Annotated in this window: 22 protein-coding genes and 1 tRNA gene; 20 read left to right on the top strand and 3 right to left on the bottom strand. The window is 42.1% G+C overall.

Annotated elements, in window-relative coordinates:
• Positions 1-152: 152 nt before the first annotated feature.
• The 12 genes from hprK to SporoP37_RS05330 all read left to right on the top strand — a co-directional run bounded on the left by hprK (position 153) and on the right by SporoP37_RS05330 (position 10,569).
• Positions 153-1,103: an HPr(Ser) kinase/phosphatase gene (gene hprK, locus SporoP37_RS05385; RefSeq protein ID WP_081242702.1), complete on the top strand. Its 951-nt coding sequence runs from the start codon at positions 153-155 to the stop codon at positions 1,101-1,103.
• On the top strand, positions 1,104-1,925 hold the full coding sequence (lgt, locus tag SporoP37_RS05380; protein ID WP_232329813.1) for a prolipoprotein diacylglyceryl transferase: 822 nt from the start codon (positions 1,104-1,106) through the stop codon (positions 1,923-1,925).
• Positions 1,909-2,868 carry a nucleoside recognition domain-containing protein gene (locus tag SporoP37_RS05375; protein WP_085430460.1) on the top strand — a complete coding sequence of 320 codons (960 nt, stop codon included), beginning with the start codon at positions 1,909-1,911 and terminating at the stop codon, positions 2,866-2,868. The genes lgt and SporoP37_RS05375 overlap by 17 nt, the downstream gene beginning before the upstream one ends.
• Positions 2,861-3,517 (top strand): pyrophosphatase PpaX, encoded by a 657-nt coding sequence (gene ppaX / locus SporoP37_RS05370; protein WP_081242700.1) that lies wholly within the window; start codon positions 2,861-2,863, stop codon positions 3,515-3,517. The genes SporoP37_RS05375 and ppaX overlap by 8 nt, the downstream gene beginning before the upstream one ends.
• Positions 3,514-4,038 (top strand): acyltransferase, encoded by a 525-nt coding sequence (locus SporoP37_RS05365; RefSeq protein WP_085430459.1) that lies wholly within the window; start codon positions 3,514-3,516, stop codon positions 4,036-4,038. Before ppaX ends, SporoP37_RS05365 begins: the two co-directional genes overlap by 4 nt.
• An 86-nt stretch (positions 4,039-4,124) precedes the next feature.
• Entirely contained in the window at positions 4,125-5,648 is a 1,524-nt protein-coding gene (locus SporoP37_RS05360; RefSeq protein WP_081242698.1) for a tetratricopeptide repeat protein, read from the top strand.
• A 146-nt stretch (positions 5,649-5,794) separates the two neighbouring features.
• Positions 5,795-6,748 (top strand): thioredoxin-disulfide reductase, encoded by a 954-nt coding sequence (gene trxB / locus SporoP37_RS05355; protein WP_081242697.1) that lies wholly within the window; start codon positions 5,795-5,797, stop codon positions 6,746-6,748.
• Between the two features lie 206 nt (positions 6,749-6,954).
• Complete coding sequence (locus SporoP37_RS05350) at positions 6,955-7,431, top strand: 8-oxo-dGTP diphosphatase (RefSeq protein WP_081242696.1); 477 nt, start codon at positions 6,955-6,957, stop codon at positions 7,429-7,431.
• Positions 7,432-7,436: 5 nt separating this feature from the next.
• Complete coding sequence (gene rapZ, locus SporoP37_RS05345; RefSeq protein ID WP_085430458.1) at positions 7,437-8,324, top strand: RNase adapter RapZ; 888 nt, start codon at positions 7,437-7,439, stop codon at positions 8,322-8,324.
• Positions 8,302-9,294, top strand: a complete 993-nt coding sequence (locus SporoP37_RS05340) for a gluconeogenesis factor YvcK family protein (protein ID WP_085430457.1) — start codon at positions 8,302-8,304, stop codon at positions 9,292-9,294. The genes rapZ and SporoP37_RS05340 overlap by 23 nt, the downstream gene beginning before the upstream one ends.
• A gap of 41 nt (positions 9,295-9,335) precedes the next feature.
• The gene (gene whiA, locus SporoP37_RS05335) at positions 9,336-10,268 is read left to right on the top strand and encodes a DNA-binding protein WhiA (protein ID WP_085430456.1); all 933 of its coding nucleotides are present in this window, start codon (positions 9,336-9,338) and stop codon (positions 10,266-10,268) included.
• A 43-nt stretch (positions 10,269-10,311) separates the two neighbouring features.
• Positions 10,312-10,569: an HPr family phosphocarrier protein gene (locus tag SporoP37_RS05330; protein ID WP_081242692.1), complete on the top strand. Its 258-nt coding sequence runs from the start codon at positions 10,312-10,314 to the stop codon at positions 10,567-10,569.
• A 1,059-nt stretch (positions 10,570-11,628) separates the two neighbouring features.
• Here the strand turns inward: SporoP37_RS05330 and clpP are convergent.
• The gene (gene clpP / locus SporoP37_RS05325) at positions 11,629-12,222 is read right to left on the bottom strand and encodes an ATP-dependent Clp endopeptidase proteolytic subunit ClpP (protein ID WP_081242691.1); all 594 of its coding nucleotides are present in this window, start codon (positions 12,220-12,222) and stop codon (positions 11,629-11,631) included.
• A 232-nt stretch (positions 12,223-12,454) separates the two neighbouring features.
• Here clpP and SporoP37_RS05320 point away from each other — a divergent pair.
• The 3 genes from SporoP37_RS05320 to SporoP37_RS05310 all read left to right on the top strand — a co-directional run bounded on the left by SporoP37_RS05320 (position 12,455) and on the right by SporoP37_RS05310 (position 14,076).
• Positions 12,455-12,526 (top strand) — tRNA-Arg (locus tag SporoP37_RS05320).
• A gap of 126 nt (positions 12,527-12,652) precedes the next feature.
• Positions 12,653-13,609, top strand: coding sequence for a tyrosine-type recombinase/integrase (locus tag SporoP37_RS05315; RefSeq protein ID WP_158233657.1), 957 nt, complete (start codon positions 12,653-12,655; stop codon positions 13,607-13,609).
• A gap of 77 nt (positions 13,610-13,686) precedes the next feature.
• Entirely contained in the window at positions 13,687-14,076 is a 390-nt protein-coding gene (locus SporoP37_RS05310; RefSeq protein WP_085430454.1) for a GIY-YIG nuclease family protein, read from the top strand.
• 244 nt (positions 14,077-14,320) lie between these two features.
• Here the strand turns inward: SporoP37_RS05310 and SporoP37_RS05305 are convergent, their stop codons facing one another.
• Positions 14,321-14,695: a hypothetical protein gene (locus tag SporoP37_RS05305; protein ID WP_085430453.1), complete on the bottom strand. Its 375-nt coding sequence runs from the start codon at positions 14,693-14,695 to the stop codon at positions 14,321-14,323.
• Positions 14,696-14,985: 290 nt separating this feature from the next.
• A complete protein-coding gene (locus tag SporoP37_RS05300) occupies positions 14,986-15,414 on the bottom strand; it encodes a hypothetical protein (protein ID WP_085430452.1) in 429 nt (142 codons plus the stop codon).
• A 1,278-nt stretch (positions 15,415-16,692) separates the two neighbouring features.
• Here SporoP37_RS05300 and SporoP37_RS05295 point away from each other — a divergent pair.
• The 5 genes from SporoP37_RS05295 to ehuB all read left to right on the top strand — a co-directional run bounded on the left by SporoP37_RS05295 (position 16,693) and on the right by ehuB (position 23,025).
• Positions 16,693-18,261, top strand: coding sequence for a hypothetical protein (locus SporoP37_RS05295; protein WP_085430451.1), 1,569 nt, complete (start codon positions 16,693-16,695; stop codon positions 18,259-18,261).
• A gap of 401 nt (positions 18,262-18,662) precedes the next feature.
• On the top strand, positions 18,663-19,247 hold the full coding sequence (locus SporoP37_RS05290; protein ID WP_085430450.1) for a recombinase family protein: 585 nt from the start codon (positions 18,663-18,665) through the stop codon (positions 19,245-19,247).
• 373 nt (positions 19,248-19,620) lie between these two features.
• On the top strand, positions 19,621-20,019 hold the full coding sequence (locus SporoP37_RS05285; RefSeq protein ID WP_085430449.1) for a hypothetical protein: 399 nt from the start codon (positions 19,621-19,623) through the stop codon (positions 20,017-20,019).
• 1,316 nt (positions 20,020-21,335) lie between these two features.
• The gene (locus tag SporoP37_RS05275) at positions 21,336-21,587 is read left to right on the top strand and encodes a hypothetical protein (RefSeq protein ID WP_085430447.1); all 252 of its coding nucleotides are present in this window, start codon (positions 21,336-21,338) and stop codon (positions 21,585-21,587) included.
• 550 nt (positions 21,588-22,137) lie between these two features.
• Complete coding sequence (ehuB, locus tag SporoP37_RS05270) at positions 22,138-23,025, top strand: ectoine/hydroxyectoine ABC transporter substrate-binding protein EhuB (protein WP_085430446.1); 888 nt, start codon at positions 22,138-22,140, stop codon at positions 23,023-23,025.
• Positions 23,026-23,115 lie beyond the last annotated feature (90 nt).

The following is a 23,115-nucleotide window of genomic DNA, read 5'->3' as shown; positions in this document are numbered from 1 at the left end:
ATACAAAAAGGCGGTCAGCCCAAAGAGTAATCCATTTCTTTTCGTTTCCTTCATGGTAAAATAGATGGTGAATGCGGACTGCCAACGCAGGCAGCCTGTTTTAGCATAAAATATAAAAAATATGTACATTGCAGTAGAAAGTGAGGAACTTCATGGGTGAATTAACAGTAGAAGATATTATGAACCGTTTTGGTCTTGAATTGATTGCGGGGCATGAGGGTATTCACAGGCAAGTCCACATGAGCGATATTTCACGGCCGGGTCTTGAAATGGCCGGCTATTTTGATTACTACCCTGCAGAACGTGTGCAGTTGATCGGCCGCAAGGAAATGTCTTTCCTGGAAACATTGCCGGCCATTACGCGGAGAAAACGGCTGGAACGGCTTTGTTCGCATGATACACCTGCCTTCATTATCGCGCATGGTGAGGAAGGACCGAAGGAATTAAGCCAGCTGGCGGAAGAGAAAAACATTCCTGTTTTGCGTACGGATTATAAGACTACACAATTTTCCGGCATGCTGACAAACTATCTGGTCGGTCAGCTCGCACCGATGACGACAGTCCATGGCGTACTGGTGGATGTCTACGGTGTCGGTGTCCTGATTACGGGCGGCAGCGGAGTCGGTAAAAGTGAAACGGCGTTAGAACTTATTAAAAAAGGGCATAGACTGGTAGCGGATGATTCAGTTGAAATACGCCAAGTGTCCGATAATGTGCTGATTGGAACGTCACCGAAGCTGCTGAAACATATGCTGGAAATTCGCGGGGTCGGCATTATTGATTTGATGACGCTGTTCGGAGCGAGTGCGGTGAAAGACGATAAGCGGGTATTGCTGGCGGTCGATTTAGAAATCTGGGACGAGAAAAAACATTATGACCGTCTAGGCATCGATGAAGAAAAGGTAGAAATACTGGATTCGCAAATTACACGTCTGTCAGTGCCGGTCAGACCGGGCCGGAACATTGCGGTCATCATCGAAGTGGCTGCCATGGATTATCGAATGAAACGTCTTGGGTTTAATGCGGCAGAGGAATTTACCAAGCGTTTGGATCAAGCGATCGCAGACAATGCAGAACTATTGATGGAAAAGGGGCGCGACTAAGTGAATGTATCAATGTTAGCAATCAATCCTGTCGCGGTCAGTATCGGCAGCTTAGAAATTCGCTGGTACGGTATTCTGATTGCCCTTGGGATTATATTAGGTTTTATGGTGGTTCAGCGTGAAATGCTGAAGCGCGGGATGCACCCGGACTTTCTGACGGACATGCTCATTTGGGCCATTCCGATTTCCATCATCAGTGCAAGGATTTATTACGTCATTTTCACTTGGGATTTTTATCGGGAACATCCCGGACAGATCATTCAGATTTGGAACGGCGGAATCGCGATACACGGTGCGCTGATTGGGGCCGTAATTACTGCAGCAATATTCTGTAAAAAGCGGGGCGTCTCGTTTTGGAAAGTTGCGGACATTACAGCACCCGGTTTGTTGATTGGTCAAATTATCGGACGCTGGGGCAATTTTATGAATCAGGAAGCACATGGCGGACCGGTTTCGGAAGCATTTAAAGAAAACACCATCATTCCGGATTGGATTATGAATCAAATGACGATTGAAGGCGTAACCTATCATCCTACATTTCTTTATGAGTCACTGTGGAATGTGGTTGGACTCATTCTCATACTGGTAATCCGCAGAGTGCTGAAAATGAAGCGCGGGGAAGTCTTTTTATTTTATGTTATCTGGTATTCCATCGGACGATTCTTCATTGAAGGCATGCGAACAGACAGCCTGTATGTCATCGGCAGTCTGCGTGCGGCGCAAATGGTATCCGTCGCAGGTGTTGTGATAGGGCTTGCGATCTTGCTGTATCGGCGTTATGTAATGAAAGTACAAGAGAATTACGATGACAGACAGAAATAATATTGCACTCTCCAGCACAATGAAAGACGGCCTGCAGGTGGGACTGAAGACAACATGGTCGCTTGGTAAAATTATTTTTCCTATCACCTTACTCGTAACCATATTGCAATTCACACCGGTCCTGCCCTGGCTAGTGCAGCTGATTGAGCCGCTCATGCAAGTTTTTGGTTTGCGCGGCGAAGCGGCAGTGCCGATTGTGCTTGGAAATACGCTGAACTTATACGCCGGAATTGCCGGCATCATTTCATTAGAATTAACAGTTAAAGAAGTATTCATTATTGCGATGATGATCAGCTTTGCGCATAATCTGTTCATCGAAACAGCCGTTGCGATTAAAGTAGGAGTCAAGTTATGGCTGGTGCTTGCCGTACGCCTCGGACTCGCTGCGCTGGCAGGCATCATCATCAATCTGTTTTGGACAGGCGGTTCTGAAATTGCACAATATGGACTGACACCTCAAGCGCAAGCTGTTCCGGAAGGGTTTGTCCAAATATTCCTGCTCGGTTTGGAAAAGGCGGCTTTTGGTGTGTTGCAGCTTGCGATGATTGTGATTCCGCTGATGCTGTTTGTGCAGTTTGTGAAAGACCGCAATTATTTGGATCGTTTATCAAATAGTTTGGCACCGTTTACGAAACTGATCGGTGTGAAGCCAAATGCGTCGATGACTTTGGTGGCGGGCATATTAATTGGGCTTGCATATGGGGCCGGCGTCATGATTCAGGCGGTTCGGGAAGACGGTGTGTCAAAGCGCGATATTACACTGGCTTTCATTTTCCTGATGGCATGCCACGCAGTTATTGAGGATACACTATTATTCCTGCCGCTCGGTATACCGATTTGGCCATTATTGATCATCCGGCTTGTGACTGCAATTGCGCTGACTTTGTCAGTGAGTGTGTTGTGGAAGCGGCCGCACGAGAAGGAGGAAGCTGTTGTTGACTAATCAACCGATTACCACATTATTATTTGATTTCGATGGAACGCTGGCAGATACAAATGAATTAATCCTTTCTTCTTTCCAGCATGTGCTGGATCATCATTTTCCAGGACGTTTTCAGCGGGAAGACATGCTGCCGTTCATCGGACCTACATTGTATGATACCTTTTCATCGATCGCTCCGGACAAAACAGATCAATTAATCGATGAATATCGAAAATGGAATATAGCTAATCACGATGCATATATTACGGAATTTGAAGGTGTTACAGATACGCTTCGCAAATTATACGATCTTGGTCTGAAGATGGCCGTTGTTTCTACTAAAAAGCGCGACATGGTGGAAAGAGGTATCGGTCTGCTTGGAATTGCGCCGTACTTTGAAACGGTGATCGGCCTGGATGATATTACGAATCCGAAGCCGGATCCAGAGCCGATCTTATTGGCACTGGAACGCCTTGGAAGTACGCCGGAGGAATCGCTGATGATCGGGGATAATTTTCATGATATATTGGGCGGGCAAAATGCAGGCGTACGGACTGCGGCGGTCGCATGGGCGTTAAAAGGAGAAAGTTATTTGCAGACATTTAAGCCTGACTATATGCTGCGCTATATGTCTGACTTATTGAAGCTGACTGCAGGAATTAAGCTATGAGACGCACTGAACGGCATCCTTCCAAAGGGGAGGCGAATTCCCTTTGGCATATTTACCGTACTGTCTCGATAGGTAAAGTAGCGAAGAATTTTATCGTAATCCAGATTGCCCGGTATACACCAATCGTTTCATGGAAAAATGTTCTCTACCGGCTGTTTTTGCGCATGAAAGTCGGCAAGCATACAGCATTTGCGCTGATGGTCGTGCCGGATGTCATGTTTCCTGAACGGATTACTGTCGGAGAAAACTCCATTATCGGCTTTAATACGACGATTTTGGCGCATGAATACCTAATTGATGAATACCGGATCGGTGATGTGGAAATTGGCAATAATGTATTGATCGGGGCCAATACGACGATCCTTCCCGGTATCAAAATTGGCGACGGTGCGATTGTCTCTGCGGCTTCACTCGTTAACCGGGATATTCCAGCGGGGGCATTTGCCGGAGGAAATCCTGTGAAAATTATTTATACAGCCGAAGAAATGGCAGAACGTGAATTGCGAAAAGCAAATGAATGACGTGACACACAGTTGTGCTATACTAGAGGATAGATTGCAAAGAGGAACGTCCAGTGCGTTCCTCTTACTTTTTCGGAGGAGTTCGATTGAAAAATAACCAACGATTACCAAAAGATAAAATTATATCATTTCTGCCTGACGGTGATTTTTATCGCAAACGCGCAATGCAAGCGATGCAGCGCGAACAGTTTTCTGACGCGGAAAAATATTATAAGCGTGCGCTGGATCTGAATCCCGACGATGCACTGACTCATATGGAGTATGGCGTGTTCATCATGGAAGTCGGACGATTCGAGGATGCGTATGAGCTGCTGCAGACCGCAGATGATCTGGATCCGGACAATGAAGAAACGACCTTCTATTTAGCGGAAGTTCACGCGCATCTTGGTTTGCTGCGTGAAGCGAAACAATATGCCCTGAAGTATGTGGAAATGGCACCGGACGGCCTGTTCGTGGAAGAAGCACACGAGATCTCAGAATTTGCCGATCAGGAAGAGATGTTCCTTGAAGAAGGGGAACAGCTAGACGGTGAAGTGCTGTTCGTACAAGAGAAAGCACGCCGAATGATGGAGCAGGGAGACTTTAAGGAAGCAATTGCTGTGCTGGAGAAATTATTGCTGGACTATCCAAAAACCTGGGCCGTTCACAACAATCTGGCACTTGCGTATTTCTATATCGGCGAAGAACAGCATGCAGAAGATATTCTGTATGATGTGCTGCGCGAAGAAAAAGGGAATATCCATGCGCTGTGCAATTTGGCGGTATTCTTTTATTACCGTAAAGATCATGAACGCCTGAAGCGTATGATGAATCTTTTATCCAAAATAAAGCCGTATCAATTTGAACAGCGCTATAAACTGGGCGCTACGTTTGCGCTGATCGGCCGTTATGAAGAAGCATATCATTGGCTGCGCAGTCTGCAAAAACGCGGTTTTGAAGGCGATATCGGCTATTATTTTTGGCTGGCGAATGCTGCCTATTTTACAGGAAACCGTAAAATAGCAGAGCAGGCATACGAAAAGCTTCTGGAGATGGATCCCACGAAAGAGGGCTTTGAGCCGTGGAGATCAGCCGATGCTGCACTCGATTCAGATTCCTTTGAAGAGAATGTACCGTTTCTGATTGAAAAGATATCCAATCCATACCGCAGTGAGAGAATGTTCGGTTTATATTTGGTGGGAAAGTCCTCGCATTTGCAGGAGATACTCTCACATCCCGGCTATATTAACGTGGAAGAATTGAGCGCGGCGGAGCAGCTGTTTCTGGCACACAGTCTGGAGTATTCATTCAAAGCGGAAGATGCTTTTGAGAAAGCGCTGCAAAAAGCCCTGGCAATTTGCGATTTGCTTTATGAACAATATAAACCGCTTGATGAGCAAGGAGTGCAGCTGTTTCAGATGTGGTTCACATTATGTGAAAACGCACTGGAAAAGCAATATGCGTTCAGCAACGTTCAGGCGATTGCGGCGGCTGCAGATTATATGTTCCAGGCTTCGCACGATGAAAGTGTGACAAAGAAGTCTCTTGCAGAACAATATCAAGTATCAGTTTCAACGCTTTCTAAGTATGTGAAGGAATTGTTGCAGTTTCTGCCTTATACAGAGGAGTGAATCGGAAACAGATGTTGCATTTAAGTTGAAAATGACCGGGAATTCTCGTACGATTTTAAGTAGTGATATGCTTTGCAGCAAGCGGAACGAAGCCTGTAGTGAAAGAACAAAATACAGGTATATATATTGAAGGAGGAATAACTGCAATGACAACAGAAGATAAAATCTATGACGTAATTATTGTAGGGGCAGGGCCTGCCGGAATGACAGCGGCTGTGTATACAGCACGCGGAAATATGTCTACTTTGATGCTGGAAAGAGGCATGCCGGGCGGTCAAATGGCTAATACCGAAGAAATCGAGAACTATCCGGGATTTGAAAGTATTCTCGGTCCGGATATCTCAACGAAAATGTTTGAACATGCGAAGCGATTCGGGGCAGAATATGCTTACGGTGACGTAACGAAAATTGAAGACGGCCGTGAATTCAAGACCATTTACGTAGGCGAGAAAACTTATAAAGCGCGCGCTATCATTTTATCAACAGGCGCGGACTACCGAAAGATCGGTGTTCCGGGTGAGGAAGAATTGACAGGCCGCGGCGTAAGTTATTGTGCAGTATGTGACGGTGCGTTCTTCCGCAATAAAGATATCGTCGTAATTGGCGGAGGAGACTCTGCAGTTGAAGAAGGTTCATACTTGACGCGGTTTGCCAATAAAGTAACGATCATTCACCGCCGTGATGAATTGCGTGCGCAAAAAATCGTTCAGGAGCGTGCATTCGCGAACGAAAAGATCGACTTTATCTGGAACTCTACAGTAAAGCAAGTGAATGAAAAAGACGGCAAGATCGGTTCCGTCACTCTTGTGTCAACAGAAGATGGTTCAGAGCGTGAGTTCGAGACAGAAGGAATGTTCGTCTATATCGGACTGGATCCATTGACAGAGCCATTTAAAGATCTGGGCATCTTGGATGAGAACGGCTATATCGAGACGAATGAAATCATGGAAACGAAAATCCCGGGCATCTATGCGGCGGGTGACGTTCGTGAAAAATTGCTGCGTCAAGTAGTTACGGCAACCGGAGACGGCAGTATCGCGGCACAGGCAGCTCAGAAGTATATTGAAGAGCTGATGGATGAGGTTGAGGCTAAAGCATAATCAGGTAATGAATTCGTAACCTGTATGTAATATGCTGGAAATATAAAGCGGGGATAATAAGTAGAAGTAACACCCCCCCTTTTCATAATATAGCAACTTTGTGGCTGTTTACGGTATAAACTTCCGTAAACAGCCCCCTTTTTTTGTCGTTTTGGAAGAAACCATTGTATACTATACATACATACTTGAAAAGTGGGGAACTACATATGCAAAAAATTGCTAATTTACTCGTGGTGAAAGATGGTCATGTCCTTTTGCTGAAGAAACCGAGACGTGGCTGGTATGTGGCGCCGGGCGGTAAAATAGACGAAGGTGAATCTGTCTATGAAGCGGCTCAGCGTGAGTTTGCAGAAGAAACAGGTGCACAGGCTGCGGCGCCTCATCTTAAAGGTGTATATACGATGATGATCATGGATGATGAAGGAAAAGAACTGCTTAACGAATGGCTGCTCTTTACGTTTATTGCGCATGATTACTCTGGTGAACTGCTGGAGACAACCGTTGAAGGGGAATTGGAATGGCATCCGTTGGAAAGTTTGCATACATTACCTATGGCGGAAGGAGACCGCATGAATTTGCTCTTTGCGGTCAGTCAGAAAGGTATGCAGTATGGGACGTTCTATTATACAGAGCAATTTCGCTTGTTGCGTGAATCGCTCCAACAATCAATGGAAGGTGAATAAATTTTATGGATCAGCAGCAAAGTGTAAATGAGTATGAAGTCGTAATTATTACAGGTATGTCGGGTGCGGGAAAAACGGTGGCCATGCAGTGCTTTGAAGACATGGGCTTTTATTGCATCGATAATCTGCCGCCTGAACTGTTTGTGACATTCCTGGATTTGATGATGAAATCCGATAACCAAATGAGACGTATTGCCGCTGTAATGGATACACGCGGAGGAAGCTTGTTTGATTCATTGATTACAGCGCTCGAAGGCTTATTTAAGATGGAGGACGTCAAGACAAGTCTGCTGTTCCTGGATTCAAATGATGAAACGCTTGTAAAACGTTATAAAGAAACACGCAGATCACATCCGTTATCTGAAGGCGGTGTGCTGCTCGAAGGAATACGCAAGGAACGCATTTTGCTGACGGAGCTGAAAGGACTTTCCCGGTCGATCATCGACACGTCCCATTTAAAACCGAAGCAGTTGCGCGAAAAGATTATCAGCGAATTCTCTGAAGCCGGTGAACCGAACTTTACATTGAATTTTGTGTCGTTCGGATTTAAGCACGGTATGCCAATTGACGCGGATGTCGTGTTTGATGTGCGATTTTTACCAAACCCGTTTTATTTGGAGGAGCTGCGTCCGTTGACAGGACTGAATTCCGAAGTATCCGACTATGTGCTGAAATGGGCGGATACGAAAGAGCTGATTGAGAAGTTAACGGATTTATTCAAATTTTTGATACCGCAGTATAAGCAGGAAGGAAAGGGCCAGGCAGTAATCGCATTCGGCTGTACAGGCGGCCAGCACCGTTCCGTGACGCTTGCTGAATATTTCACAGGTGTCTTCAAGGATGAGTACCCGACACGTGTCTCGCATCGGGATGTTGAAAAAAGAAAGGGTTGACATTACTATGCAATCCACTACTATGAAAAGAGTCGTCGTATTTGGCGGCGGTACCGGGCTTTCCAATATTGTACGGGGATTAAAACGTCATCCGATTCACGTGACAGCCATTGTCACTGTGGCGGATGACGGAGGAAGTTCAGGCCGTTTATTCGACCAGTACCAAGTCCCGCCGCCTGGAGACGTCCGTCAGGTTATGGCAGCGCTTTCAGATGTAGAGCCGCTGATCGAGAAGATGTTCCAGTACCGCTTTGACGGTTCGGATGGCTTGAAAGGACATTCTCTCGGAAATTTAATGCTGACAGCCCTGACGACTATCACCGGCGATTTTGCCCGTGCGGTAGAGCAGATGGGTCTTGTGCTGAATATTAAAGGAAAAGTATTGCCTGCTGCAAATCAGCGGATAACCTTGCATGCGGAGCTTGAAGATGGTTCAATAATTACAGGAGAATCAAAAATTCCTCTCTACGGAAGGAAAATCCGTAAAGTCTTCATTACACCGCAAGATGTTAAACCATTACCTGAAACAGCAGAAACTATAAAAAATGCAGATTTAATCGTTTTTGGACCGGGAAGCTTGTATACTAGTACTTTGCCCACACTTTTAGTCGAGGACATCCGTAACGCGGTGATGGAAAGTGCAGCGAAAAAGGTCTATGTCGGTAATTTAACTACACAACGTGGAGAAACGTACCGCTATACCGCTTCTGAGCACGTGCAGGCGCTCTATGACCACGCGGGAGAACCGTTTCTTGATGCAGTGCTTGTAAATAACGCAGAGGCGTTCAGACGCACGCATAACCTCAATGAAAAAGATGAGCCATGGCTCGTGGAAAACGATTTGGATAAGCTGCAGGCATTGGTGCCGGAAGTATTTGTGCAGGAGATTGCTACCATCATTGATGGAACGGTCATGCACAAAACAACGGATGTATCGGAAATGCTGATGAGCTATATAGAGAGAACGTAGAAGGCGGATAGATATGAAGATCGCCGAAAAGGGGGAATATCATGTCTTTTGCATCCAAAACGAAGAAAGAGCTGACGCAGATCGAAGCGGATGACTGCTGCACGAAAGCTGAAATCGCTGCATTCATCCGCATGAACGGTGTTATGTCTTTTTCCAATAAACAATTGAGCCTTGACGTTCAGACAGAAAATGCAGCAATTGCGCGCCGGCTGTACTCGAACGTGAAAGCATTATATCCGTATAAAGTGGAATTGCTTGTACGCAAAAAAATGCGTCTGAAAAAGAATAACGTCTATATTTGCCGAATCCGAGAAGGGGCAAAGAATTTATTAGAAGAGTTATCCATCATGACGCATGACTTTCAAATGATCAATAAAATCGATGCACAGCTAATTGAAAAAGATTGCTGTGCACGCGCATACTTACGGGGAGCTTTTCTGGCAGGAGGTTCCGTGAATAATCCGGAGACTTCTTCCTATCACTTGGAAATCTTCTCTAGCTACCAGGAACACAGTCAATCGCTTGTCGAGTTAATGAATCGCTACCACCTGAATGCAAAGTCCATAGAACGAAAAAAAGGATTTATTGCATACTTGAAGGAAGCGGAAAAGATCTCCGATTTTCTTGGCATTATCGGCGCCCATGTATCCCTCATGAAGTTCGAGGACGTACGAATCATGCGCGATATGCGAAACAGTGTAAATCGGCTGGTGAACTGTGAAACCGCCAATCTGAATAAAACAATTGGCGCTGCGCAGAGACAAGTGGAAAATATTAAACTGATTGAGCAGACGATCGGTTTGGATCAACTACCGGAAAGACTGCAGGAAATCGCCCGCTTGCGCGTAGCATATCAAGACGTGACGTTAAAAGAGCTGGGTGAGCTGGTCACCGGCACGCCGGTCAGCAAGTCCGGAGTGAATCATCGTTTGCGCAAGATTGAAGAAATCGCAGAACGGCTGCGTGGAAACTAATAGTAGATCCTTCTATAGAAGAGGAAGAAAAGGAGCACACAATATGGTAGAAAAAACAGTTAAAGTAGGTATTAAACCCGGTTTACAGGCTAGACAGGCAGCATTGTTTGTACAGGAAGCGAATAAGTACACAGCGGATATTTACTTGAAGAAGGATAATCGCCAGGTGAATGCGAAGAGCATCATGGGAATTATGAGTTTAGCGATTGCCAAGGGTACGGAGATTACGTTGAGTACGGATGGTATTGATGAGGATTTGGCGCTTCAGAATTTGGCGGAGTTAGTGGAAAGTGAGCAGTGAGGATAAGTTTGGGTATGGGTGACGATGACCTTGTGAGGTTTCGTCATCTTTTTTTGTGGTTTTCCGTAGCTGGGGGGAACGCGATGAGCGAACCAGGTCGGGCTGATCCTCCCTGAGTCGCCGCCTTCCGCTGCTTTTCACTTGTGCTGGTTATTGGAGTAATGAGTGCTGTACCGTGATTTGTAAAATAGTCAGGCCAGCCGCTCATTAATCTGGATAAGCGATCATAGTAACTTTGCGAGTGCTCTTTGTGTACTGGTAACCGCTCATAACTTCTTGTCCAGCGCTCAATTGGGCTTTGCAAGCGCTCATACTGGTTGGTTATCCGCTCAATCGGCCTTGCGTTCTTTCGTATTCTTACGTTTTCAAGTGAGTTAAAGCGGAAAAGGGGAAGCATCGTTTCACTGCGTTCCAGGCGGACGCGTTCAGGAGGGCCCGCGGTAAGCCACCCAGGTCGCTGACGCTTCCTTTGGTTGTCTTACCTGTCGGGCTGATCCTCCCTGAGTCGCCGCCTTCCACTCCGTTTCACTTGTGCTGGTTATTGGAGTAATGAGTGCTGTACCGTGATTTGTAAAATAGTCAGGCCAGCCGCTCATTAATCTGGATAAGCGATCATAGTAACTTTGCGAGCGCTCTTTGTGTACTGGTAACCGCTCATAACTTCTTGTCCAGCGCTCAATTGGGCTTTGCAAGCGCTCATACTGGTTGGTTATCCGCTCAATCGGCCTTGCGTTCTTTCGTATTCTTGCGTTTACAAGAGAGTTAAAGCGGAAAAGGGGAAGCATCGTTTCACTGCGTTCCAGGCGGACGCGTTCAGGAGGGCCCGCGGTAAGCCACCCAGGTCGCTGACGCTTCCTTTGGTTGTCTTACCTGTCGGGCTGATCCTCCCTGAGTCGCCGCCTTCCACTCCGATCAACTGGTGTCATATTCTAAAGTCAGAATGCAGATGCTTCTGTTAAACCCGAGACTATATTGGTTATGCATTGTTCGTTTAGGAACAACAAAAAAGGCTGCCGCAGCAAGCCGTTTGATGGTTTGCTAGACAACCTTTTGATGGTGTTATTTCTTCAGTTCGTTGCGTTCGAGAACGTGGTCGATTAGTCCGTATTCTTTTGCGCGTTCGGCAGTCATGAAGTTGTCGCGGTCTGTGTCTTTTGCGATAACGTCAATTGGCTGGCCTGTGCGGTCTGCCAAGATTTGGTTTAGTTTTTCACGAAGGTGCAGGATGCGTTTTGCTGCGATTTCGATTTCAGTTGCCTGACCTTGTGCGCCGCCTAATGGCTGGTGAATCATTACTTCGGCGTTTGGCAATGCGTAGCGCTTGCCTTCTGTACCGGCTGTCAGTAAAAATGCACCCATAGATGCTGCCATACCTACACAGATTGTTCGGATGTCAGGTTTAATATACTGCATTGTATCGTAGATAGCCATACCTGCTGTGATGCTTCCGCCCGGGCTGTTGATGTAGATGGAGATGTCTTTCTCCGGATCTTCAGCTTCGAGGAATAGCAGCTGTGCAACGATGGAGTTTGCCACGTTATCGTCAATGCCGCTGCCTAACATGATAATACGGTCTTTCAATAGGCGAGAATAAATGTCATACGCCCGTTCACCGCGGTTTGTTTGTTCAATAACTGTAGGAATTAGATTCAATGAGACTTCCTCCTTTAATGACTTCATAATATTCGTTCGGTTGAAATCCATTTGAATTTCAACTATAATTGTATTTTACCTATTAAGGTCAACAAAGGTCAAATCATTTGCCTTGAAAATACACATTGCATTTGATTATATTCTGCGGTATAATGGAAGATGTCTCTTAGGGAATTAAATAATTTATTCTCTTGCAGAGTCATCATGGCTAAAGTTTTATCATACATGTTTAGTCCTCGTGGTGCAATGGATAGCACGTAAGCCTCCGAAGCTTAAAATGTGGGTTCGACTCCCGCCGAGGGCATACAACGAAATCAATGAGTTCCTATGTTTGTAGAGTTTTTTCTACGAGCATAGGGACTTTTTTGTTTGGGTGCTTTTCATTCGTTAGTACCACGCAACGAATAACACGCAATGGAGGGCATAAATGATGTCGAGAAGAAAATCAGTTAGTGCAAACGTATTGGAAAAACTTGTTCAACGGCAGGAAATAACGTCTCAAGACTTCCAGAAAGCTTCAGAAGAATTTTTTAAGCATTGTAAAATTAAAGGGCTTTCACCAGACACAGTAAAATTTTATACTAAAGAACTTAAAGGACTATCTAGAGCATTTGCTGATATGGAGGTCTTAATGGATGATGTGAGAACTATCAAAGCAAATGATATTGAGAATTGGATCGAATACATGTTGGAACATAAAAGGGCGGTCTCCTCAATCAATGCAAGAATGAGGGCAGGTAGAACCTTTATGAATTTCTGTATGAAGAAAAGTTATATTGATGAAAATCCTTTTGATGGAGTATCACAGCTTAAGGTACGTCACACAGTTGGAGCAACCTTTACAAAGAGACAATTAGAAAGATTGTTAAGTACTCCAGACATAACTCAATTTGTTGGTCTCCGTGATCTTGCAATTATGTTGACCTTTGCACATGTTGGACTACGCCTTAAAGAGCTTTGTTCACTCAATGTTCAAGACATTGCATTTGATGGCAAAGGAGAAGTCATCATTCAACAAGCAAAGAACCGTTATGCAAGACGTGTCCCAATGACTAAGCGCTTAAAGGCAGTTATGAAAGCGTATGTTGAAGAACGTGGTGTGCTAGAGACTGATGCATTGTTTATAAGCGTTGGGAACGCCCCTATAACCCCCCGTACGGTTCAAGAACGGTTGAAACACTGTGGTGTAGTATCAAAGGTTGAGAACGAGGTTACAGTGAGTCCACACGCTTTCAGAAGGACGTTTTGTCGGTTGAAAGTTGAAGCGGGTGTAAACTTGTTTGTATTGCAAAGACTTACAGGGCATAGTGACCTTGAGATGCTACAGCGATATGTTCAAATATACGGAAAAGATCTTGAACAGGCAATTGAAAAGGGATTTGAATAAACCCTTCGTATTAATATGGGTTTTCGGACTGATAAGTAATCACTTTTGGTTGTTAAATAAGAGGGGGATTATCTGAAATGATAAAAATTGATACAGATGGTAAGATTTTTCTGATTGATAGAACAGACATTGAAAAGGGAATTAAAGAAATAAGAAAGCGCAGTGCAATTCCAGTCCAAGCAAACGGTATTTATAGGCTTTATGACAGGAAAGGGAATCTTTTATATATAGGAAGAAGCAGTAAAGTTCTGACTAGGGTTATTGACCATATGGCAGGGAAAAGTGGAAATACAAGGCGTTTTTCCGAAGAAATAGAGCGGGCGGAAATTTACTTATTGCCATTCTATAGCAAATATGAAATAGATAACCTCGAGCAGTATCTTATTGATTTGTTTAATCCAAAATACAACCAACTAAAGTGGACTGAAGGTACTGCTAAATATAGATGTATGGAGTTTGAGATTTAATTAGTAATAAGTGCATCAAACTTTTCGATGGACAGGTGTTGGGGGTAACCCTAAACTGCGTAGGATGCCACGCCGTCCAGAAGCGCCTATAGGAAGGTTTGGAAGTGTGTGTGCTGATTCGATTGTTGACTGTTGCAATTGTAGAATCAATCTTATATGGAAATCTGAAGAGATAGGATGCCTATCTCTTTTGTATTGGAGCTGTCAATTAATCTTGTTGATAAATCATCAGCGACAGCTCTGCCTATTTCTTTAGCGGTAATACTGGTTCATCCTCACTGTATCTGGAGTATGTCCAACCTCCGATTTCCATATCTGAACATGTCTTGTCCATACAGTAGAAGATATATGATTCCTTATCTGTTTTTACCATTACATCATAATGAAACGGATACCCACCACCCTTATTACGATCTACACCCGTTGTGATGGCATAAATTTTCTCAGTTTCAGCGATTTTTCGATATTCTTCGCTTTCCACCACGAACTGCGTCATCTCACCTAAAATTACCCTATCCTCTTCGGTAGGCGTATACAGTCCCACCCAAAAATCCTTACCAAACTGGTACAAGTTTAAGCAGACACTTATTACTAGAATCCATACAAGCCACTTTTTCATTCCAAAAACACTCTCCTTTCATATTCTTCTCTGTCTCGTTTCCATACAATGGAAGTCCTGATATTGAAACGTTCTCAATGATGAATAAGTTTCATTTATTGGTAGTAAACAACTCATTCCTATCAATTTACTTATAGACTCACCATGCCTATCTCTTTTAATCTTTGGCTCTATTAGACGATCTTGTGATGTTTCGTTAAGAAAAGGACCATTTACGGTCCTTTTTGTGGTATTCTTCTTGAACTAACACACCCATCAGTTGAAGTACAACCATTCACATATTCTTATCATTACTCTGCATGTTGTGGTTCAATTCCACTTTCTTCAACCGATGTGCCTGATACAGTCCACATACTTACTTGCCTTACCACTGTATCTTCAACTGTATATTCATAAACTACTTTTGGCTCACTATCGAAAATCACATGAAGATTTATAACAGGTTCTATTTTAAAATCGTCTGTATCTGTAATTGCCCATGAATCCATTGAATATTTTTCTTCTAAATGACCTTCTAATACTTCTATGGCTTTTCCAGTTTGTTGCCCTATAATCAAAGGTCTAATTGCCCCTTGATAGATATAACTACAAATTAAAATGATGCCCAATATAACCCAAACAAACTTCCTAACTTTCTTAGGTAATAGAAAAGTTAACAGACCCACTGCAAAAATACATATTGTAATAAAAAATAACCCAATTAAGATTGTTGGTTCCATGTACTACCACACCCTTTACATTTTATTCGTGTTAACTATTATCTCATAAGGAATTAAATCTTGTTACGCTTAATAAGCTGAGCTTATCATAAGTGTCATTTTTTGAGAACAGGTAGTAATCTTTTTACTTACAGTAGAACATCATCACTTCTATGTTTGATAAAATCAATGAGTTGAAACAACCCGAATAATGATAGAAGTATATTACCGCCGCTCCATTGAATCCTTGTATCCAGACTTTCAAACGGCGGAGATGGTTATTTTCTTCTCGTATGTTGTAACCCCCTTACAAGCTCAATTCCATCCGATTTGAAGCGTGAAGCTTCCATGCCCTTTGGTATTGGTATGGGTTGAGAAAGCCCATTGAGCATTGCTACTGAGCGTACTATCCGCTGAGAAACTAAGAATCCTATAGCTTTTGTCTACTATAGCATTAACAATTCTTCTTAGCCCTAGGACAACTGTATAAGCGTTTTTTACTGTGTTACTGTATCAGTAATACATATTATGGGTTTCGTGTAATGTAATGGATAAAAGGGTGGAGATATGCTAAGATACATAGGCGGCATCGTGTTACGTGGTCAAATTGTAATCAAGAAGACAGTTGATATTATTGGAAACATAATCGGCTTCTAGTCAATATGTACCTTATAACATTAGAGTGCGGCGGAGAGTACCTTACTTCACACCGACACTTTGTCAGAATTTCCGATACGAGACGGATTTATTGTACCTTTCAACTAATAAAAACACCTAAATAATGAGTATTTCTATAGTAAATCTCGAAACGTGTATACAATAGTTCATGTCTTTGGAACACTAAATATTTCCAAGGGGAACAATAGATGAATCTATTGCATTACAATATTGTAAGTATTATTATGTTAGTCGTTACTAGAAGCTATGACAATTACTTACAGTGAAACGATAATGAAAGATTACCCCTCTATGAGAGCGGAATTACGCAGAAGGCATCTCGGAAACGACCGTATATAAGCGGCAACTGTCATTGGATCGAATACCCTTATCATAAGAAATATGTATTGGACTTCGAAGTTCATTTTTGAAAACTCTAAGACCCTGCATCATTAGATAATATCTAACTAATCTAAGGTTTAGATAGTATACAGAATCGGGGTATTAATAATAAATATATTTATAAGGTCGATTTTGTATACTTTCCTATGACCTTAAACACTAATTAAAATCAAATAAAAGTGAGCGTTCAGATATATGATTTGAATACAGAAAATAAAACATAAGAAGGGGAGGTTAAGGGTGGATCAGATTTTTAGCACAGCAGAATTTGTCAAGAAATACGGAACAAAGTCTCAAAAGGCAAGTTATAAACGGTATGGAAAACTTATGCCGAATACTAGGGATGCTGTTATTAGAACAGCAGAACAGAATTTTGAATTGGTCAAACGCTTCAAAGAAGGAAGAGAAACATTCTATCGATGTAGCGGAAAGCTTACCGAGAAAGCTCCGAGAAAGGATAATAGATCTAAAAATGGTCAAGGACAATTAGTAGGTGAATTCGAACTGAATTCGCTCGTTATAAACTATCTGATTCAGAATGATAATAAAGTTAGACCAATGAGTGCTACTAAGTGGCTCACAGAATTAGGTATTGTCGATGAAAAGCTTTTTCGTGCATTATATGTTGCAAAAGGTGAACGTCTAGAGAAACTTCAAAAGCAATTCAGTAAAATGATTAAGGATTATAACAGGGCTGATACTGACATTGAGATGCTGGATGACTTTCTCCAGGTATCAATGAAAAGCTTGAAAGCAGGTCTTATATCGGTCTTCAGTAAGTTGGTTAAGGCAGAAGTAATTATTCATCAGAAGGAATTATGGGGATGTACTACCCAAAATAGTCATAGAAAGCTTAAGCAAAAAGAGATTAATGAGATATCTAGTATTAGAAGCATTCTTCTTGCTAAACATGGGATTAAAAGCAATGAGTTGTTCAAAACCAAGAAGAAAGAGGTAAAGGCTTTTAAGCGTGAATTTGATCAGGAATTACAGAAGCAGTTAGGACTTAAATTCTCCTATGATGCCCACCTCTGTGTGATTCAAGAAAGTGATCTAGGGATGCATGATTACCTTCAAAGTATACGAGACAAGGAAATCTCAGAGTTTGCAATAGACTTGACGGACATGTTTGTTTCTTCTATGACTCAGGTTTATAAGGACGAGTATGGAGAACGTTCATTGGAACTTGCAAGGGAAAGAGAAAAGAATATTACTAATGTATCTGATACTGACAGAGTAAAAAACTTGAAAATTATGAAGCAATATGCACCGATGTGGGAGTTGCTCTTGGGGTACTTTGGATTTAAAGGCTCTATTAAATCAAACCCATCTGCAGTTGGACCTGAGCCTAAACCTGAACCTGAACCTAAAGCATGTGAAACAACAGGGAAAATCGGGGATGTGCAACAACCGAATCAAGCCGCCAAGAAGATTATGCTAGTACATCGAGAACAGCAAGGTATTGCCTTTGCAGACAAACCAAATGTTGAGCCGTCCGAGTATTGCAATGCTGAAGGGTATTATGAATATCTAGCGACGATGGAAGATATTAGCGACGAGATTAGGGAGTATGAAGATAAGTATGGCGATGAGGCTATGCAACGCCTAAAAGTTAATGGTCTTATTATGGAAATGACAAAGGAAGTTACAGTTGAAGAATTGATGGCTGGGTTGACGCATGAACACCGTTGTATTAAGGAACAAGAACGCAAGGAATGGGATGAACTGTTTGAGGGAGGACAGCCTGTTAAATGGAAGCTAACCACAAACAATCCGCTTGAAGTGTTTAAAAGGATTAGAAAACAGTAGTATTTCCTAGGGAGTCACTTAATTGAGGCTCTTCTTTTCTGTTTGTTGAAGTGGTTGATTAAACATGTGGTGCGTAATTCATGAAATAGTTACATATGTTATTAAAACTCTGATTTTATTAGCTTAAAATGAATAAGCTGCCTCCCCAAAAACTGCCTACTCCTCAACTTTGTCTAGTAAGGAAACCGAGCTGAAAAGATGCTCGGCTTTTTTGCGTCTCCGATGTTACTAGTCATACCGAGATTACTCAAATCATGATATTGATAGTACTCCATCGTTTTCATTCAGGCGTTACACTGACGTGATCATAACTTAACAGTATTGACCATAGAGTGCGAATGTGATAGATTCAGCTTATTATCATAGTCATAACTAATGACCATAAGTGAAGGGGAAATATCATGACAATTTACGGATATGCAAGGGTATCGGGTACATCGCAAGACTTAGAAGGACAGATTGCAGAACTAAAAGAAAAGGGTCACTGCACTACCATCTATTCTGAAAAGTTTACAGGAACATCGAAAGATAGAAAAGAGTTCCAAAGGCTAATTGGAAAACTAGAAGCAGGCGATACCTTGACGGTAACTAAGCTAGACCGATTTGCTCGAACAGCGGAAGATGGTATTTCCCTTATTAAAGAATTAATGCGAAAAGGCGTTAGGGTACACATTATTAACATGGGTATTGTAGAAGATACTAAGTACGGAAGGCTAATGCTAACAATCTTATCTGGATTTGCGGAGTTTGAACGTGATATGATCGTTGAACGTTTAGCCGAAGGGAAAGCTGTTGCGAAGTTGAATCCAAACTTCAAAGAAGGACGTCCGAAGAAGTTCACTAAAAAGCAAATAGACCACGCCATGAAGTTACTGGAAACAGAATCATTCACTGAAGTGGAAAATATTACGGGGATAAGCCGAAGCACGTTAACAAGAGCGAAGAGGAGTCTCAAACGGACAGAAATCATTTATGATCGAAGGTAAGGATTAAGATATGTTTTGTTGATGTAGAGCCATTCTTTGAGATTTCACCATTAAGTATCCCAACAGTTCTAGCACGGATTTTCTTTGTACAATTATCAGTCTGCAAAAGGTTAATACTGCAGCTGTAAGGGATGATATGTATACTGAGTAGTAAGATATCGGTGCATGGAATGAGGCGGCAACTTCTGTTTGCGTTGAAATAATAGGCTGTATCGAAGGTTAGTGTTAATTTCCTTGTTCAACTAACGGAGCAGGTTAGTTTAAGAGCGTTGTTTAACTTATTCTAAAATGCGGACCAGTTGACAATAGAGCAGACTAAGCATTGAAACGAATAAGGGAGATTGTCGTCTAATCGAATAAGGAGGTGTTGATTTTGAAGAAAACCATTCTATTTATTCTTTCTTCGTGTCTCTTATTAGGTTTATTCGCTTGTTCTAACCAGAATAAGCAAGTAAAGAATAGCGATGACCAAAACATTGTTAATAATGAGCAATTCAATGAGGAAAATAACGAAAAAGATGTTAGAAAAGTTGTTTGGGAACAACTTACGGTAAAACAAAAAGAATGGATTGATGGTACTTGGAAGGATGGGAAAGTCTCCAAAGTTATTATGGATGAATATACGATAATTGACATTGATGATAAGTCATATGAAGGGAAAGAAGTCTATTTAATCGATTTCCCTACTAAAAATTTAGGCAGTCCAAACAATGTGATTATCTATGCTGATGTGAATACTTTTGAGTACATTGGTAATGGTCTTCTTGATTAAAATACTTTACGAAAATAGCCTAAAATTATGAAATCCTTCTTCAACTAACGGGTGCTTTAGTTCAATAAGAATTGAATACTGGTTTTAGGATATGCGAAGCGGAAGTCATTATTTCTCATGATGAAACGTACTCGGAAATAGAGCATCGGTGCTATATACCGATGCTTTTTGGGGTGTATTTTAGTGGCATTATTGGAATAACATTAAGCAACAGACAAGAGATGTCCAACCCGATAAACGGCAGACATGACGAATCCAAACTAGATGCAATCATGATATACAAAATCGGAAGTTTTGGCTTTCAAAAAGTCATTATCGAATATTTAAATGTATCAGAAGGCAATGTTAATCTATTCAAACGCTACAGGAAATGAATGGCTTACCATATAGCGTTTATAAAGCGTGACGAGAATAACTGCAAAAGGTGCTATCGTAGCTACAAGAAGGCGATGTGTCGCTTGTACATGAGATATCTAGTTGTGTCCCTTCTAATGAAGAGTTGCTGAATATCTTTGCCAACTTGGCACAGTTAAAAAGAGGGTTAGCCTTACAATGCCAGAGAGAGAAACGGGATTGCTAAGAAGAGAAGAGAAATTTAATAACCGAAAATTGGTGATCACTTGACATGGTAATAAGTGAGAGAGAGCTATCTAAGCTATTGAGTGGTATCAGCAAGGCAAGTCTGTAAGCGTATAAGTTAGACGTTATCAATTGGCACTGGAACGTTGTGTAGGCTGTTGGAGTGAAAGGGATTAGGTTAGAGGTCACATGTTAATCGAAGGTTGTTTTCATTTGTAATAAGGTATAGCGATTATTGGTGATTGGACTAATAAGCTTTGATGAAGAATTTGCATGACTAATTCAAAGCAACGTAGAAGTCAATATCATATTTTGTTCGATCATAACCTTATGTAAAATAGTTTTCTCAAAAGTATTCCTGCGTTTTGAGTTTACCGCATGTTTTCCCATGAAAGATTATTCAGCTCGTAGAATTGCATTAAAAGCTTCGTGTAACCCATGAGCATAGATATTGGTAAGTGATATTCAAGTATTGTAATGCCATTGATCCGTTCCTTGTTGATGCAATTAATTAGAGTTGCTTCTAAAAGTACGGAATACAAAATGTGTAGGGGAATTACTAAACCTCCATAATCGTATTGTTTGGCACTAGTGAATAGGAGAGGTTTAGCAGGTGATGTTATTGAGAGTGAATTAATAACGACTCCAACTGGGTCGGGGCGGCATGTTTATATATAGGGTGTGTAGGCGGGGTTAATTTCCACATTTATATACTCCCTTTCCTAGCTAAAGGAGGGATGTTAGGTCATCCACACGTCACTGGAGGAGAATGGAGTGTTGAAAATGGGAAATCTAAGAAGTATACAGAGAAACACAATAGTGCAATGGCAGCTACTTCATACTACTTGAATATATCTAGCTATATGAAAATGAAGAACTTTGATGAAGAAAATATATTAGTGGTGTTTATTTGTTTGCAATTCCCTGCTTATATCAGTATCATCATATATAGGTATAACACGCATAGAAAAGTACTCAAACAAGCTTAAACCATTGATATAATAACGTTTATAGACCCTTGGAGCGGATAGTGGTGCAATGGATAGCACGTAAGCCTCCGAAGCTTAAAATGTGGGTTCGACTCCCGCCGAGGGCATCAAGGTTTAATCTAATCAGCGGCTGTCTGCAGTGATCTTTACAGATTCTGCGGGCAGCCGCTGATTTTTTATTTAATGAAGCATAGGGAGAACGCAACTCTTGGGAGCTTACCCATGAGTTGTGTTCTTTTATTTTTCTTCATTTTCATTATAAATTCACTACTGCGGAAAAAAGGACGGTTATTGATACATTGGGGGATTAATCTAAGTGGAATGGTAAAAAGGAAAAAACTCTGTCTTTTCACCTATATAAAAATAAATTTTAGACGAATTACTGTCGAAAAAAGAATGGTGTAAACGCTGTCACGAAAGCGTTTGTTGTTATTATCCATAGTTTTACAAATAAAGAAATCGCCGAAAACAGTTTGAACTCAAATTTTAACTATGGTAGTCTATCAACTAAGTAAAAAAGAATTTGATGAAAAAATCAAGGAGGAGAATTATGAAGAAATCGGCGATCGGTGTTTTGGCGGTGATGATGCTTTTATTACTGGCAGCTTGCGGTAATGGGGATTCAGATTCTGCAAGTGATAAAAGTGGAAGTAAGTTGGATAATTTGAAGGAGAAGGGCGTTGTCAAAGTCGGCTTTGCCAATGAGAAACCGTATGCGTATGAAGAGGATGGCGAATTGCAGGGGGCAGCGGTAGCTATTGCCAAAGCGGTCTTTGAAAACTTGGGAGTGGACGAAGTAGACGGTCAGCTGTCTGATTTCGGCCAATTGATCCCGGGCTTGGGAGCAGGGAAATTCGATGTCATTACAGCGGGTATGGCGATTACGCCGGATCGTTGTTCAAGTGTGTCATTTGGTGAACCGGAAATTACGTATGGTGAAGGCCTGATTGTAGAAAAAGGCAATCCGATGAATTTGAAGAGTTATAAAGATATTGCTGCGAACCCGGATATCAAAGTAGCAGTCATGAGCGGCGCAACAGAAAAAGATTTCATGATTCGTGAAGGGGTAGCAGAAGACCAGATTATGATGGTTCCGGATATTCCCGCGTCATTCTCCGCAGTCGAATCAGGGCGTGCAGCGGTGACAACCGGTACAGAAATGACGATTAAGATGGCTTTAGAATCAGCCGATAATGAAAAACTTGAATTTGTTACGGATTTTGAACAACCAGATATTGAAGGGGTACCAAGTTATGGTGCAGCTGCATTCTTGAACGATGATGATGAATTACGCGAAGCATATAACGAAGAACTGCAAAAATTGAAAGACAGTGGTGAAATTGCGGCACTGATCGAGCCTTTCGGTTTTACTGAGGAAATGAATATTGTAGAGAGCGATATTACGACAGAAAGTGTATGTAACGGCGATAATTACTAAGAGTATAACCGGGTCATGCCCAACAGCGGCATGACTTTTTTCTCGCAAAATGATGTAAATACAATTAAAACAACTATAATGGAGTGGTTT

It is taken from the genome of Sporosarcina sp. P37 (assembly GCF_002109365.1).
Taxonomy (GTDB): domain Bacteria; phylum Bacillota; class Bacilli; order Bacillales_A; family Planococcaceae; genus Sporosarcina.
Note: the sequence above shows the minus strand (reverse complement) of the source record. Positions and strands in the feature narration are given on the sequence as shown.

What these genes read in the sequence shown, in the direction of transcription:
- hprK (WP_081242702.1), top strand. Translation starts at nt 153, where the DNA reads ATGGGTGAATTAACAGTAGAAGATATTATGAACCGTTTTGGTCTTGAA.
- SporoP37_RS05375 (WP_085430460.1), top strand. Translation starts at nt 1,909, where the DNA reads ATGACAGACAGAAATAATATTGCACTCTCCAGCACAATGAAAGACGGC.
- SporoP37_RS05365 (WP_085430459.1), top strand. Translation starts at nt 3,514, where the DNA reads ATGAGACGCACTGAACGGCATCCTTCCAAAGGGGAGGCGAATTCCCTT.
- trxB (WP_081242697.1), top strand. Translation starts at nt 5,795, where the DNA reads ATGACAACAGAAGATAAAATCTATGACGTAATTATTGTAGGGGCAGGG.
- SporoP37_RS05350 (WP_081242696.1), top strand. Translation starts at nt 6,955, where the DNA reads ATGCAAAAAATTGCTAATTTACTCGTGGTGAAAGATGGTCATGTCCTT.
- rapZ (WP_085430458.1), top strand. Translation starts at nt 7,437, where the DNA reads ATGGATCAGCAGCAAAGTGTAAATGAGTATGAAGTCGTAATTATTACA.
- SporoP37_RS05340 (WP_085430457.1), top strand. Translation starts at nt 8,302, where the DNA reads ATGTTGAAAAAAGAAAGGGTTGACATTACTATGCAATCCACTACTATG.
- whiA (WP_085430456.1), top strand. Translation starts at nt 9,336, where the DNA reads ATGTCTTTTGCATCCAAAACGAAGAAAGAGCTGACGCAGATCGAAGCG.
- SporoP37_RS05330 (WP_081242692.1), top strand. Translation starts at nt 10,312, where the DNA reads ATGGTAGAAAAAACAGTTAAAGTAGGTATTAAACCCGGTTTACAGGCT.
- SporoP37_RS05315 (WP_158233657.1), top strand. Translation starts at nt 12,653, where the DNA reads ATGTCGAGAAGAAAATCAGTTAGTGCAAACGTATTGGAAAAACTTGTT.
- SporoP37_RS05310 (WP_085430454.1), top strand. Translation starts at nt 13,687, where the DNA reads ATGATAAAAATTGATACAGATGGTAAGATTTTTCTGATTGATAGAACA.
- SporoP37_RS05305 (WP_085430453.1), bottom strand. Translation starts at nt 14,695, where the DNA reads ATGAAAAAGTGGCTTGTATGGATTCTAGTAATAAGTGTCTGCTTAAAC.
- SporoP37_RS05300 (WP_085430452.1), bottom strand. Translation starts at nt 15,414, where the DNA reads ATGGAACCAACAATCTTAATTGGGTTATTTTTTATTACAATATGTATT.
- SporoP37_RS05290 (WP_085430450.1), top strand. Translation starts at nt 18,663, where the DNA reads ATGACAATTTACGGATATGCAAGGGTATCGGGTACATCGCAAGACTTA.
- SporoP37_RS05275 (WP_085430447.1), top strand. Translation starts at nt 21,336, where the DNA reads ATGTTAGGTCATCCACACGTCACTGGAGGAGAATGGAGTGTTGAAAAT.
- ehuB (WP_085430446.1), top strand. Translation starts at nt 22,138, where the DNA reads ATGAAGAAATCGGCGATCGGTGTTTTGGCGGTGATGATGCTTTTATTA.